The following is a 13,717-nucleotide window of genomic DNA, read 5'->3' as shown; positions in this document are numbered from 1 at the left end:
GTGTTTCGGTGAGAATGTGTGAGATTGTTGCAATTTGGTTTAGGGCGCGGGCGTGCAGTCGATGCAGCCGCAGTCGTGGGCCGGGGCGTTGGCCAGCTGGTGCGCCAGGTCGCGCAGGGCGGTGCGCACGCCTTCTTCCACCACCGGGTGATAGAAGGGCATGTCCAGCATGGCGCTGACGCTCAGCCCGGCCTGGCAGGCCCAGGACAGCAGGTGCCCGATGTGCTCGGCGCGGGGGCCGATCATCTCGGCCCCCAGGAAACGGCCGGTGGCGTGCTCGGCATACACGCGCAGCATGCCCTTGTTCTGCAACATCACGCGGCTGCGGCCCTGGTTTTCAAACGACACCTTGCCGACCGAGAAGCGGCCGGCGTACGTCGCGCACAACTCCTCGTAGCTGGCGCCCAGGGTCGCGATCTGCGGCTCGGTGAAGGCGATGGTCAGCGGCGTGCGGCGCAGGCCCGGTTGCACGGCCGGGTAGCGCACCGCGTTGTCGCCGGCGATGCGGCCCTGGTCGGCCGCTTCCGGCAGCTGCGGCCGTTCGTTGTCGGCGTCGCCAGCGACGAAGATGGCGCTGGCGCCACACTGCATCGTCTGCTGGTGGTACAGCGGAATACCGTGATGGTCGCGCTCCAGCCCGGTGTTTTCCAGGCCCAGCTTGTGCACGTTCGGGCGCCGGCCGATGGCCGACAGCAGGTAGCTGAACTGCTCGGTGCGCTGCACGCCGTCGCCATCCTCGCTGGTGACGGCCAGGCCGTCGCCCTCCTGCACCACGCGCACGACTTTGGTGTTGAAGCGCACGTCGAGCTCATCGGCCATGGCGCGGCGCGCCACGTCCAGCACGTCCGGGTCGCTGAGCTGGGCGACGCTGCCGCCACGGCCGAACACCGTCACGCGCACACCCAGCCGCGCCAGCGCCTGGCCCAGCTCCAGGCCGATGACGCCGGTGCCGGCCACGGCGATCGAGGCCGGCAGGTCGTCCCAGTAAAACACATCGTCGCTGGTGATCACGCGCGGGCCGGCCGCGCGCCATTCGTCCGGCACGATGGGCGTCGAACCGGTGGCGATGACGAAACGCTCCGCCTCGACCAACGTGTGCTCGTCGATCTGCAGCTGGGTCGCGCTGCGGAAGCGCGCATGGCCGTGGATCTTGTCCTCGGCCGGATAGCCGTCGACGCTCTCGACGACGAAGCCGACAAACCGGTCCCGTTCGCTGCGCACGCGCGCCATCACGGCCTTGCCGTCGATGCGGACCTGGCCCGGATGCACGCCGAAGGCCGGCGCCGCGTGCAGCGCATGGGCCGCCTCGGCCGCCGCGATCAGCAGCTTGCTCGGCATGCAGCCGACGCGGGCGCAGGTGGTGCCGTAGACGTTGGCTTCGATCAACAGGGTTTTCTTGCCGCCGGTGGTGGCGGCGCGGTAGGCGGTCATGCCGGCGGTGCCGGCGCCGATGACGGCGATGTCGGTGTACAGTATCTTCATGGGGGGCTTCCTGGCCTCGACGTAAGGGTCTGGCTATACTACCGCAGGCGCCGGCGCCGCGCTGCTAGCCCTTGAGCTTCACGTAGTCTAGCGGCAGCGCCGTGGTGTTCTTCAGCACTTCCATGGCGAAGCTGGAGCTGACGTCCAGCAGGTCGGCCACCTTGATCAGCTTTTTATACACCTGGTCATAACCGGCGATATCGGGAATCATCACCTTCAGCAGGTAATCGATGTCGCCGCTCATGCGATAGATCTCGACCACTTCGGGGATCGCGGTGGCGCCGGCGATGAAGCTGTCCATCCAGGCCCGGTTGTGCTGGCTGGTGCGGATCGACACGAAAGCGGTCAACCCCAGGTTGAGCCGCTGGGGATCGCACAGCACCACCTGGTGCCGGATCACGCCCTCGTCGTGCAGCCGCTGCACGCGGCGCCAGCAGGGTGTGGTCGACAGGTTGACGGCTTGCGCCAGCGCGGTCAGCGGCATCGATGCGTCTTTCTGCAACAGAGCCAATATTTCCAGATCTATTTTATCCATGAGAATATTTTGCCAACAAATGTCAGAAAAATGAAACAATTTTCTAATTTGTTGCTGCATGACATAGATTTTTGGAAACCGATTCTCTCAAGAAATGCGTATAGTTGGACCGTGTTTGCTTTACACCAAGCTTGCATCGTTCCGTGGCCCAGCCATGGCGGTTCGACCGACGCTGCGGTGGCGATACGTCGCCACAGCGCCGGGACGCAACCGGTCTCCGTATCACGAAGATAGACCGCACAACCAGAACAACTATTCAGGGGAGCCTGCGACACGCCGGTTCCAAGCATTTATTTTTTTAATTCGGGAGCCATGAATGCAGCAGAATCAAGCAATCAAACCACGGGTGCTGGCAGCCGCCATCGCCTCCCTGTTCGCGGCCGGCGGCGCGCTGGCGCAATCGGCGCCGGACGCCAGCGGCCCCCAGGCCACGGTGGTCGTCACCGGCACCCGCGTGACCAACCGCTCGGTGCTGGACACCTCGTCGCCGGTCGACGTGATCTCGGCCGAGACGCTGGGCACCGGCGGCGTCAATGAAATCGGCCAGGCCCTGTCGGTGGCGCTGCCGTCGCTGAACTTCCCGCGCCCGGCGCTGGCCGACGGCACCGACACCATCCGCCCCGCCACCTTGCGCGGCCTGGCGCCGGACCAGACCCTGGTGCTGGTCAATTCCAAGCGCCGCCACACCTCGGCGCTGGTCAACCTGAACGGCACCATCGGCCGCGGCTCGGCGGCGGTCGACCTGAACGCGATCCCGACCGCGATCGTCAAGAACATCGAAGTGCTGCGCGACGGCGCATCGGCCCAGTACGGCTCCGACGCGATCTCCGGCGTCATCAACCTGCGCCTGCGCACCGACCGCAGCGGCGGCGAACTGGTCGCCAGCTACGGCGCCCGCATGACCGACTACGATTTCATCGCCGGAGCGCCGCCGGCCGGCGCCACCTGGAGCGCGCCATCGTCGCGCCGCCGCACCGACGGCCAGAACGCCTCGGTCAGCGCCTGGAAGGGCTTGTCGCTGGGCGACAGCGGCTTCCTCACCATCGCCGCCGAATACAAGGACCAGGCGCACACCGAGCGCAGCGGCTACGACGTGCGCCAGCAATACCCGCTGCTGGCCGGTGGCGCGTTCGACCCGCGCGAAGCGACCATCAACCGCTTCAACGCCTGGTACGGCGAACCGGAACTCAAGCAGAGCACGGTGTTCGCCAACGCCGGCTACAACCTCGGCGGCGACGTCAAGCTGTATGGCTGGTCCGGCTACCAGCGCCGCGACGCCCGCTCGCCCGGCTTCTTCCGCCGCGCGCTGCAGGACCAGAACGTGCTGTCGATCTACCCGAACGGCTTCCTGCCCATCATCGCCCCGACCGTCGACGACTACAGCGCGGCCGGCGGCGTCACCTGGAGCATCGGCGACTGGGAAATGGACAGCTCGCTGAGCTACGGCAAGAACAAGATGGCCTACACCATCGAGAACACCCTCAACCGCTCTATCGGCGCCAACAGCAAGACCAACTTCGACGCCGGCGGCTTCGCCTACGACCAGCTGACCTACAACCTGTCGGGCGTGCGCAGCGTGGAGATCGCCGGCCTGGCCGCGCCGCTCAACGTCGCGCTGGGCGCCGAGGCGCGCCGCGAGGGCTACAGCATGACCGCCGGCGAGCCGGACTCCTACCGCTACGGCGGCCAGGTGCTGGCCAACGGCACGCCGGCGCCGCCGGGCGCGCAGGTGTTCCCGGGCTTCCGCCCCAGCGACGTGTCGGACAACCACCGCACCGCGGTCGGCGCCTACATCGACCTGGAAACCAAGCTGACCGACAAGCTGCTGGCCTCGGCCGCGGTGCGCGGCGAGCACTACTCGGACTTCGGCAACAACGTCACCGGCAAGCTGTCCGGCCGCTACGACTTCGTGCGCGAGTTCGCGCTGCGCGGTTCGGTGCAGAACGGCTTCCGCGCGCCGTCGCCGCAGCAGCAGTTCTTCACTTCGACCTCGACCAACTTCATCAACGGCGTGCCGTTCGAGATCACCACCTTCAAGCCATCCGACCCGGCCGCCGTCGCGCTGGGCGCCAAGCCGCTGGACGCCGAGAAGTCGGTCAACCTGTCGCTGGGCGCGGTGATGCGCTTCGGCGCCATGAGCCTGACGGTGGACAGCTACCGCATCAAGATCCGCGACCGCATCGTGCTGTCGGAAAACCTGACCGCCGCCAACGTGCGCAACTACCTGGCGTCGCAGGGCTTCATCGGGGTCGGCGGCGGCCGCTTCTTCATCAACGGCGTCAACACCACCACCGACGGCGTGGACGTCGTGGCCAACTGGCCGCTGAACCTGGGCACCTCCGGCAAGTTCGACTTCACGCTGGCGGCCAACATCAGCAACACCGATGTCACCAAGGTGCCGACCACCGCCCAGCTGACGGCGCTCAGCCCGGCGCCCATCCTGTTCGACCGCGTCAACGTGCTGACGCTGGAGCGCGGCCAGCCCAAGAACAAGCTGAACGCGTCGGTCAACTGGAAGCTGGCCCAGTGGGGCGCCACCGTGCGCGCCACCCGTTATGGCGAAGTGCTGGCGCCGGGCACCACGCCGGCGTTTGACTTCACCATGGGCGCCAAGACCGTGGTCGACGTCGAGGGCCGCTACGCCATCACGTCCAAGCTGCAATTGGCGCTGGGTGCCGACAACCTGTTCGACACCTATCCGGACGCGCTGCCGGCCGCACTCAACACCACCGGCAACGCACCGTTCTCCAACTATGCGCCGTTCGGCCGTTCCGGCCGTTACGTGTACGCTCGCATGAACTACACCTTCTAAGCAAGGCCGGCGGCCGGGCGGTGGCGCAAGCACGCCGTCCCGGCCGCTTTTCATCGGAGCTCTCATGAAACGAATCACCCTGGTCGCGGCGCTGGCGGCGTCCCTGCACGCCGGCGCGGCCGGCGCCGCCACCCGGCCCGCCGTCGAAGCCAAACACGGCATGGTGGTGTCGGCCCAGCGCCTGGCCTCCCAGGCCGGCGTCGACATCCTGAAAATGGGCGGCAACGCGATCGACGCGGCGGTCGCCGTCGGCTACGCGCAAGCCGTGGTCAATCCCTGCTGCGGCAACATCGGCGGCGGCGGCTTCATGACCATCCACCTGGCCGACGGCCGCGAAACCTTCATCAATTTCCGCGAGCAGGCCCCGGCCAAGGCCAGCGCCGATATGTACCTCGACGCCGACGGCAACGTGATCCGCGACGCCAGCCTGCACGGCTACCTGGCGGTCGGCGTGCCCGGCACCGTGCTGGGACTGGATACGGCCTGGAAGCAATACGGCAAGCTGACCCGGGCCCAGGTGATGGCGCCGGCGATCCGCCTGGCGCGCGAAGGCTTCGTGCTGACCCGCGCCGACACCGACATCCTCGACACCCAGGCCGCGCGCTTCCACCTCGATCCCGGCATGGCGCGCGTGTTCCTGCGCCAGGGCGGCACGCCGCTGCAGCCGGGCGACCGCCTGCGCCAGCCGGACCTGGCACGCACCTTGGCGGCCATCGCGGCCAGGGGGCCGGACGCGTTCTACCACGGCGCGCTGCCGCAGGCGGTGGAGCGCGCCGCGCGCGCCGGCAATGGCGTCATCAGCGCGGCCGACTTCGCCGGCTACCGCATCACGCAGGACCAGCCGCTGAACTGCAGCTATCGCGGCTACGACTTCGTGGCGGCGCCGCCGCCCAGCTCCGGTGGCGTGACCTTGTGCCAGATCCTCAACGTGCTGGAAGGCTACGACCTGAAAACCACGGGCCCGCAATCGGCCGCCACCATCCACGTGATGGTCGAAGCCATGCGCCACGCCTACCGCGACCGCAACGCCACGCTGGGCGATCCGGCCTTCGTCGACAACCCGGTCGCGCACCTGATGGACAAAGCCTACGCGGCCGAGATCCGCGCCCGCATCGGCGCGCGCGCCACGCCCTCGTCCGAATTGCCGCCGCTGCCTCCCGCGCAGCAGCGCGAGCGGCCGGAAACCACGCATTACTCGGTGGTCGACCAGGACGGCAACGCCGTCTCCACCACCTACACCATCAACGGCCGCTTCGGCGCGCTGGTGATGGCGCCCGGCACCGGCGTGGTGCTGAACAATGAAATGGACGATTTCACGGTCAAGGAAGGCACGCAAAACCTGTTCGGCCTGGTGCAGGGCGTGGCCAACGCCATCGCGCCGGGCAAGCGGCCGCTGTCGTCGATGGCGCCGACCCTGGTCAAGAAGGATGGCAAGGTCTACATGGTGCTGGGTTCGCCGGGCGGCTCGCGCATCATCACGATCACACTGCAAACCGCGCTCAACGTCATCGATTTCGGCATGGCGCCGCAGGAGGCGGTCGACGCGCCGCGCATCCACCACCAATGGCTGCCGGACGCGGTGGCCTACGAGCGGCGCGGCGTCTCGCCCGACACGCTGCGGCTGCTGAAGGACATGGGCTACGACATGCGCGAGCAGAGCGGCTGGGGGGCGGCCGAGCTGATCCTGGTGGCGCCGCCGGTCACGGCCGCCCCCGGTTCGTCCAGCCCGACCAGTTCAGGCAGCGACTCGGCGGTATCGGGCAAGGTCAGGCCCGGCTTCCTGTACGGCGCCCATGACGACCGCCAGCCGGCCGGCGAAGCCATCGGTTACTGAACGATTGCAACAAGCTTTTTCAATCAGGTTGTGCCCCGGAGGCAAATCGCATTAGTATCACTTATATTTTTTAATTTTTATAAGTGCTACTTATGGGATCACTGGACTACCGCGCGCTGGCCGTGCTGGACGCCGTTGCCAGCCAGGGCAGCTTTGAAAAGGCCGCCCTGGCGCTGGGCATCAGCCAATCGGCCGTATCCCAGCGCATCAAGGCGCTGGAGGACGCGGCCGGCCGGCTGCTGATCGTGCGCGGCCAGCCGGCCGTGCCGACCGGCCTGGGCCAGCGGCTGGTGTCGCATCACCGCAACGTCCGGCTGATGGAGGCGTCGCTCGATATTGATCTGGGTCACAAGGTGAGCATGCCGGAGATCGCGCTGGCGGTCGACGCGGCCAGCCTGGCGACCTGGTTCCCCATGAGTTTGCAGCCCTTGCTGTCGCCGCCGCGCTGCCAGTTGAAGGTGCAACTGGCCGACCAGCGGATGGCGCTGCATCTGGTGCAAGAGGGCAGCGTGTTCGGCAGCATCGCCGTGGCCCAGGAGCACCCGGACCAGCACGCCAACGGGCCGGACGTCACGCCGCTGGGCAAGATGCGTTACGTGTGCGTGGCCACGCCGGCGTTCGCCGGCCACTGGTTCGGCGATGGATTCTCGCTGGAGGCGGCGCGGCTGGCGCCGGCCGTGGTCAGCGACCAGGACATGATGAGCGGCTTCCTGCACACGGTGCTGGAGCTCAACGGCCCGTATCCGCACCACACCATGCCGCAGTCGGCCGCCACCGCCGAGTGCATCCACGGCAGCCTGGCCTACGGCCTGATGCCGCTGATCCAGGTATCCGGCGCGCTGGCCAGCGACCGCCTGGTCGACCTGGCGCCCGGCCACCACATCGACGTGGCGCTGAACTGGCACGCCTGGAACCTCGACACACCATTCACCCGCGCGCTGACCGAGCAGATCGTCGCCACCGCCCAACGCTTCCTACTTTAACCCACGGGGGTCAAGTCTGACATTCGGACACGGCCTCTGCCGTAGCGCAGATACGGCAGAGACCGTGTCCGAATGTCAGACTTGACCCCCTTGTTAGATATCCAACGGATCGACTTCCAGCGACCACTTCACGCGGCTCTTCATTTCCCGCAGAGTGAGTAGCCACTCTCGCAGGAACGCTTGCAACATCGGCCTCGACGCCGACTCCACCAGCAACTGGGCGCGGTCGACGTTGTGTACCCGCGTCATGCTCATCGGGATCGGATCGTTGATCGTGATGCCCGGATGCTCGACGCAATCGCGGGCCATGGTCAGGAATTCAATGGCCGTGGCCAGCTCCGGCGCCTCGGCCCGCAGCAGCGCCTGGTACAGATAGGGCGGCAATGCGGCCTGCTCGCGCTCCTCCAGCAAGGCCGAGGCGAAGTGGTCGTAGTCATGGCGCACCACCGCGTCGTATAGCGGATGCTGCGGGTAGCGGGTCTGGATCAGCACTTCGCTGGCGCTGCCGCCTTCGGTCTGGGCGGAGCGGCCGGCGCGGCCCGCCACCTGCATCAATTGCGCGAACAGGCGCTCACTGGCGCGGTAGTCCTGCGAAAACAGCGCCGTATCCGGATTCAGGATGCCGACCAGGGTCAGCTTCTTAAAATCATGCCCCTTGGCCACCATCTGCGTGCCGATCAGGATATCGACCTCGCCCCGGTGCACCGTATCGAAGGCGGCCTGCGCGCTGCCCTTCTTGCGGGTGGAATCGGCGTCGATGCGCAGCACCCGCGCTTCCGGGAACATGGCCTGCAAACCTTCCTCCACGCGCTGCGTGCCGCGCCCCAGCGGTTGCAGGTCGACGTTGCCGCAGGTAGGACAATGGCGCGGGATGCGCATCTCCAGGCTGCAATGGTGGCAACGCAGCCGGTGCTCGGGACGGTGCAGCACCATGAACGAAGTGCAGCGCGTGCATTCGCTGATCCAGCCGCAGGATTCGCAGCAAATCACCGGCGCATAACCACGCCGGTTCAGGAACAGCAACGATTGCTCGCCGCGCTCCATGCGCTGCTTGATCGCCGCGATTAAATGCGAGGTCAGCCCGTCCTTGGGCTTGTCGCGCTCCATGTCCAGCAGCTTCACTTGCGGCAGCACGGCGTTCTTGACGGCCCGCTCGCGCAGCTCCAGCTTGCGGTAGCGGCCGGACTGGGCGTGATGCCAGCTCTCCAGCGACGGCGTGGCCGAGCCCAGCACGATAGGAATACCCAGCTGCCAGGCGCGCCACACGGCCAGGTCGCGCGCCGAGTAGCGCAGGCCTTCCTGCTGCTTGTACGAGGGATCGTGCTCCTCGTCGATGACGATCAGCTTCAGGTTCGGCAGCGAGGCCAGAATCGCCAGCCGCGTGCCCAGCACGATGCGCGCCTTGCCCTGGTGCGCGGCCAGCCAGTGCAGCATGCGCTCGCCTTCGGACAGGCTGCTGTGCAAGGTCGCCAGCATCACGCCGGGGAAGCGCGCGCGGATATTGCCTTCCAGCTGGGGCGTCAGGTTGATCTCCGGCACCAGGATCAGGATCTGCGCGTCCACCTCGCGATCCAGCACCTGCGCGCAGGATTGCAGGTAGACCTCGGTCTTGCCGCTGCCGGTGACGCCGTACAGCAAAGTGGGTTTAAAACCGACCGCACCGCCGATCGCATCCGCCGCCTCCTGCTGCGATGGGTTGAGCTGCGGCATGTTGAGCGGCGTGCCGTCATGCGGCGCATCCAGCTTGGCCAGCTTCTTCAGCGCCCGGTCCAGCGCCACCGTGGTCAGCACGCGCAGATTCTTCGGCAGACCCGGCAGCGCCACCTCACCCAGCGGACGCTGATAATAGTCGGCGGCAAAGCCGGCCAGCGCCAGCCATTCCGGCGACAACGGCCCCAGCTGGCTGCGCACGGCCAGCGCGTCCTTCAGCTTTTCGGCCGGCACATCGGTCTCGGCCGCCACGCCGACGATCAGCCCCATCACCTCGCGGCGGCCGAACGGCACCAGCGCCAGCTGGCCGACCTGCGGCTGCTCTGACGCGTCGCAATGCCAGCGGTAGTCGAAAATCGCGTTCAGCGGCGTATCAAGCGCAATCTGAAGGATGCAATGGTGGAAAAGGCCCTGCATAGATCCCGTCACAGTAGAAAATTCTTGCGGCAATTGGGCGCAAATACCGTCCCGTCTAGGGCGCTTTGAAGTATCCACAGTTTTTGTGGATAACTTTGTGGACAAAGGAATCTTAATCCCCGGAAAGCATAGACTTCTGGCTTGGCATCGTCGTAAACCGGGCAAAAATTCAAAATTATTTCTCTTTAAAATCAATCACTTGGAAAATGCTTCCTAGGAGAAGAAAAATTCGCGTTTTTTCTCCGCCGCTGTGCATAAGTGAAGTATTTAGGATGCCTTTTTTGCCAAAATCAAGCATTTTTTAGAACTTATCCACCGATATTGCGGAGCACAATACGCCGCTTCCAGTGAACAGCCTTGCACATACCTTAGGTGTAAGGTTTGTCTGTTCGCAACTTCGTTATCACGGCCAAAACTTTGCTCAAAAATCGTGCAACGCAACATAAACCTCAGGCAAAACAGCAACATTATGGCTAAGTCACGGTTTACTAAGTACTTTTATTTTTTATCCACAGTTTTTGTGGATAACTTTGTGGACAATGAAGAAATAAACTAGTTTCAGTGGACAGTCAAGGTTTACGACTTGCCATGTATTGCCTCTTCGGCCACAAATTTTAGTCTTTGTAATCAATGACTTGCGACATCCTCACGGGCTAGCGAAAAAGCGCTGCCTAATATTTCCGCAGTAAAAAAAATTGTGCATAAGTCGGTTTTACTGAGCCGTATCCACCAATGAAAAAAGGGCACGCCTCCGGGGAAACGTGCCCTCTGTTCGGAAATTACATCAGGCCGCGCGCTGGGCCTTGCTGTAGCTGTGAACGGCTTCGACCATGGCGGCGACGTTCTCCGGCGGGGTGAACTGGGAGATGCCGTGGCCGAGGTTGAACACGTGGCCGTTGCCGTCGGTCGGCTTGCCGTAGGCGTCCAGCACTTTATGCACTTCGGCGCGGATCTGGTCCGGGCTGGCGAACAGGATGGCCGGGTCCAGGTTGCCCTGCAGGCCGACCTTGTGGCCAACCAGCTTGCGCGCCTGGGTCAGGTTGACGGTCCAGTCCAGGCCGACCGCGTCGGCGCCGATGTCGGCGATCTGCTCGATCCACTGGCCGCCGCCCTTGGTGAAGACGATGGCCGGGATCTTGACGCCATCCTTGTCGCGTTTCAGCAGCGAAACCACTTGCCGCATGTATTGGAGCGAAAACTCCTGGTAGGCGCCGTCGGCCAGCGCGCCGCCCCACGAGTCGAACACCATCACCGCCTGGGCGCCGGCGTCGATCTGGGCGTTCAGGTACTCGGCAACGGCCTTGGCGTTGATGGCCAGGATGTGGTGCATCAGGTCCGGACGGTTGTACAGCATCGTCTTGATGGTGTGGAACTCGCGCGAACCCTGGCCTTCGACCATGTAGCAGGCCAAGGTCCACGGGCTGCCGGAGAAGCCGATCAGCGGCACGCGGCCGTTCAATTCGGTGCGAATCTGGGTCACGGCCTTGAACACATAGTCCAGCGAGCCCAGCTCCGGCGCGCGCAGTGCCAGCACGTCCGCCTCGGTTTTCAGCGGACGCTCGAATTTCGGGCCCTCGCCTTCGACGAAGTACAGACCCAGGCCCATTGCGTCCGGCACCGTCAGGATGTCCGAGAACAGGATGGCCGCGTCCAGCGGGAAGCGGTCCAGCGGCTGCAAGGTGACTTCGGTGGCGTAGTCCGGATTGGTGGCCAGGCCCATGAAGGAGCCTGCCTTGGCGCGCGTGGCGCGGTATTCCGGCAGGTAGCGCCCCGCCTGGCGCATCAGCCACACGGGCGTGTGGTCGGTCGGCTGGCGCAACAACGCGCGCAAGAAGGTGTCATTCTGGAGCGGGGCAAATTGTGGCATGGAAGGCAATCGAAATCGGTCAAAGGACTATTATCGCATCCTGCGCGGATTTTTTTGCTGGATGATAGTCCGTTCATTCACTATCATGCGTAGCACCCGACTTTGGAGACGCCATGACATCAGCCACCACCATCACCGCGCCCTACGGCGCCTGGCCATCGACCATCAGCGCCGCGCGCGTGGCCGCCGGCGCCACGCCGCTGTCCACGCTAATGCTGGGCGGCGCCGATGGCAGCGATATCTTCTGGCTGGCCGGCCGCGCCGCCGAAGCGGGCCGCAACACCCTGCTGCGCCACCACGGCGTGACCACCGGCGAACTGACGCCGGCCCCCTTCAATGTGCGCAGCCGGTTACACGAATACGGCGGCGGCGCCTATACGGTGGATGGCGATACCATCTATTTTTCGCATTTTGCCGACAATGTCGTCTACAAACTTGATCTAGCCGACGACGGCGCGGCGCCCGTGGCGCTGACCACGGCCGGCAAGCAGCGCTTCGCCGACTTCGTGGTGGACCGCGCGCGCGGGCGCCTGATCGGCGTGCGCGAGCTGCATGGCGACGATCCGCATGCGCAGCCGGCCAACACCATCTGCGCCATCGACGCCGACGGCGGCGAGACCGTGCTGGCGCAGGGCGCCGACTTCTACTCGTCGCCACGCCTGTCGCCGGACGGCCGCTCGCTGGCCTGGCTGAGCTGGGACCATCCGCGCATGCCGTGGCAGGGCACGACCTTGTGGCTGGCCAACATCGGCGACGACGGCGCGCTGGCCGCGCCGGTGCGCATCGCCGGCGGCGCCGAGGAATCGATCTGCCAACCCGAATGGTCGCCGGACGGCCTGCTGCACTTCGTCTCCGACCGCAGCGGCTGGTGGAACCTGTACCGCCTGTGCCGCGAACGCGATCGCACCGAGGGCCTGTGCCCGATGGAGGCGGAATTCGCGTCGCCGCATTGGACCTTCGGGAACGCGATGTACGGCTTCCGCTCCGCCTCCGAAATCATCTGCACCTACATCGACAAGGGCGTGAGCCGCCTGGCTCGCCTGCTGCCGGGCAGCGGCAAGCTCGAAGCGATCGCCAACCCCTACGAGGAAATCCGCGAACTGCGCGTGGCCAAAGGCTACATCGCCATGCTGGCCGGCGGCCCGACCATCCCGATGGAGCTGGCGCGCATCGACTTCACCGAGGAGGGCGTGGAGATCCTGGCGCAGTCGATCGAGGAGCTGCCGGACGAAGGCTACCTGTCCATCCCCACCAGCATCAGCTACGCCAGCGCCAATGGCCGCAGCTCGCACGCCTTCTACTACCCGCCGCGCAACCGCGACGTGACGGCGCCCGCGGGCAGCAAGCCGCCGGTGATCGTCATCAGCCACGGCGGCCCGACCGGCATGACCGTCAACACGCTGAACCTGAAGACCCAGTTCTGGACCAGCCGCGGCTTCGGCGTGCTGGATGTGAACTACGGCGGCAGCACCGGCTTCGGACGCGACTACCGCGACCTGCTCAAGGGCCAGTGGGGCATCGTCGACGTCGAGGACTGCGTGGCCGGCGCGCAGGCGCTGGTCGAGCGCGGCCTGGCCGACGGCGAACGCCTGATCATCCGTGGCGGCAGCGCCGGCGGCCTGACCACGCTATGCGCGCTGACCTTCCACAATGTGTTCAAGGTCGGCGCCAGCTACTACGGCGTGTCCGACCTCAAAGGCCTGGACCAGGACTCGCACAAGTTCGAATCGCACTACAATGAGTACCTGATCGCGCCGCAGCCGCAGGCCGAGGCGCTGTACCAGGCCCGCTCGCCGATCAACCATACCGACAAGCTGGCGCGCCCGATGATCTTCTTCCAGGGCCTGGACGACAAGGTCGTGCCGCCGCAGCAATCGGAAATGATGGTCGACGCGCTGAAGGCGCGCGGCGTGCCGGTGGCCTATGTGCCGCTTGAGGGCGAAGGCCACGGCTTCCGCAAGGGCGAAAACATCGTCCGCACACTGGAGGCGGAGCTGTACTTCTACCAACGCATGTTTGGCCTGCACGACCCGGCCGCCACGCCGCCGGTACACATCGATAACCTGAAAGACTGACC

8 protein-coding genes are annotated in these 13,717 nt (G+C 65.6%); 4 read left to right on the top strand and 4 right to left on the bottom strand.

Annotated elements, in window-relative coordinates; genetic code table 11:
• Window positions 1-39: 39 nt before the first annotated feature.
• Together KVP70_RS08100 and KVP70_RS08095 are read right to left on the bottom strand one after the other, a co-directional pair.
• Entirely contained in the window at window positions 40-1,482 is a 1,443-nt protein-coding gene (locus KVP70_RS08100) for a dihydrolipoyl dehydrogenase (RefSeq protein ID WP_217941613.1), read from the bottom strand.
• 64 nt (window positions 1,483-1,546) lie between these two features.
• Window positions 1,547-2,017 (bottom strand): Lrp/AsnC family transcriptional regulator, encoded by a 471-nt coding sequence (locus tag KVP70_RS08095; protein ID WP_217941612.1) that lies wholly within the window; start codon window positions 2,015-2,017, stop codon window positions 1,547-1,549.
• A 316-nt stretch (window positions 2,018-2,333) separates the two neighbouring features.
• On the opposite strand from KVP70_RS08095, the gene KVP70_RS08090 reads away from it, so the two are divergent.
• From KVP70_RS08090 to KVP70_RS08080, 3 genes are all read left to right on the top strand, one after another.
• Window positions 2,334-4,829, top strand: coding sequence for a TonB-dependent receptor plug domain-containing protein (locus KVP70_RS08090; protein ID WP_217941611.1), 2,496 nt, complete (start codon window positions 2,334-2,336; stop codon window positions 4,827-4,829).
• Window positions 4,830-4,893: 64 nt separating this feature from the next.
• Window positions 4,894-6,663: a gamma-glutamyltransferase gene (ggt, locus tag KVP70_RS08085; protein ID WP_217941610.1), complete on the top strand. Its 1,770-nt coding sequence runs from the start codon at window positions 4,894-4,896 to the stop codon at window positions 6,661-6,663.
• A 92-nt stretch (window positions 6,664-6,755) separates the two neighbouring features.
• Window positions 6,756-7,646, top strand: coding sequence for an ArgP/LysG family DNA-binding transcriptional regulator (locus tag KVP70_RS08080; RefSeq protein ID WP_217941609.1), 891 nt, complete (start codon window positions 6,756-6,758; stop codon window positions 7,644-7,646).
• A 93-nt stretch (window positions 7,647-7,739) separates the two neighbouring features.
• On the opposite strand, the gene KVP70_RS08075 is transcribed toward KVP70_RS08080, so the two are convergent.
• Together KVP70_RS08075 and hemE are read right to left on the bottom strand one after the other, a co-directional pair.
• Window positions 7,740-9,773 carry a primosomal protein N' gene (locus KVP70_RS08075; protein ID WP_217941608.1) on the bottom strand — a complete coding sequence of 678 codons (2,034 nt, stop codon included), beginning with the start codon at window positions 9,771-9,773 and terminating at the stop codon, window positions 7,740-7,742.
• A gap of 784 nt (window positions 9,774-10,557) precedes the next feature.
• The gene (hemE, locus tag KVP70_RS08070) at window positions 10,558-11,640 is read right to left on the bottom strand and encodes a uroporphyrinogen decarboxylase (protein WP_217941607.1); all 1,083 of its coding nucleotides are present in this window, start codon (window positions 11,638-11,640) and stop codon (window positions 10,558-10,560) included.
• A 113-nt stretch (window positions 11,641-11,753) separates the two neighbouring features.
• Between hemE and KVP70_RS08065 the strand changes: the two genes are divergently transcribed.
• The gene (locus KVP70_RS08065; protein ID WP_217941606.1) at window positions 11,754-13,715 is read left to right on the top strand and encodes a dipeptidyl-peptidase 5; all 1,962 of its coding nucleotides are present in this window, start codon (window positions 11,754-11,756) and stop codon (window positions 13,713-13,715) included.
• Window positions 13,716-13,717: the final 2 nt, after the last annotated feature.

The organism is Duganella violaceipulchra (genome assembly GCF_019166075.1).
GTDB lineage: Bacteria > Pseudomonadota > Gammaproteobacteria > Burkholderiales > Burkholderiaceae_D > Rugamonas > Rugamonas violaceipulchra.
The sequence above is the reverse complement of the archived record's forward strand: the minus strand, read 5'-3'. Positions and strand labels throughout refer to the sequence as shown.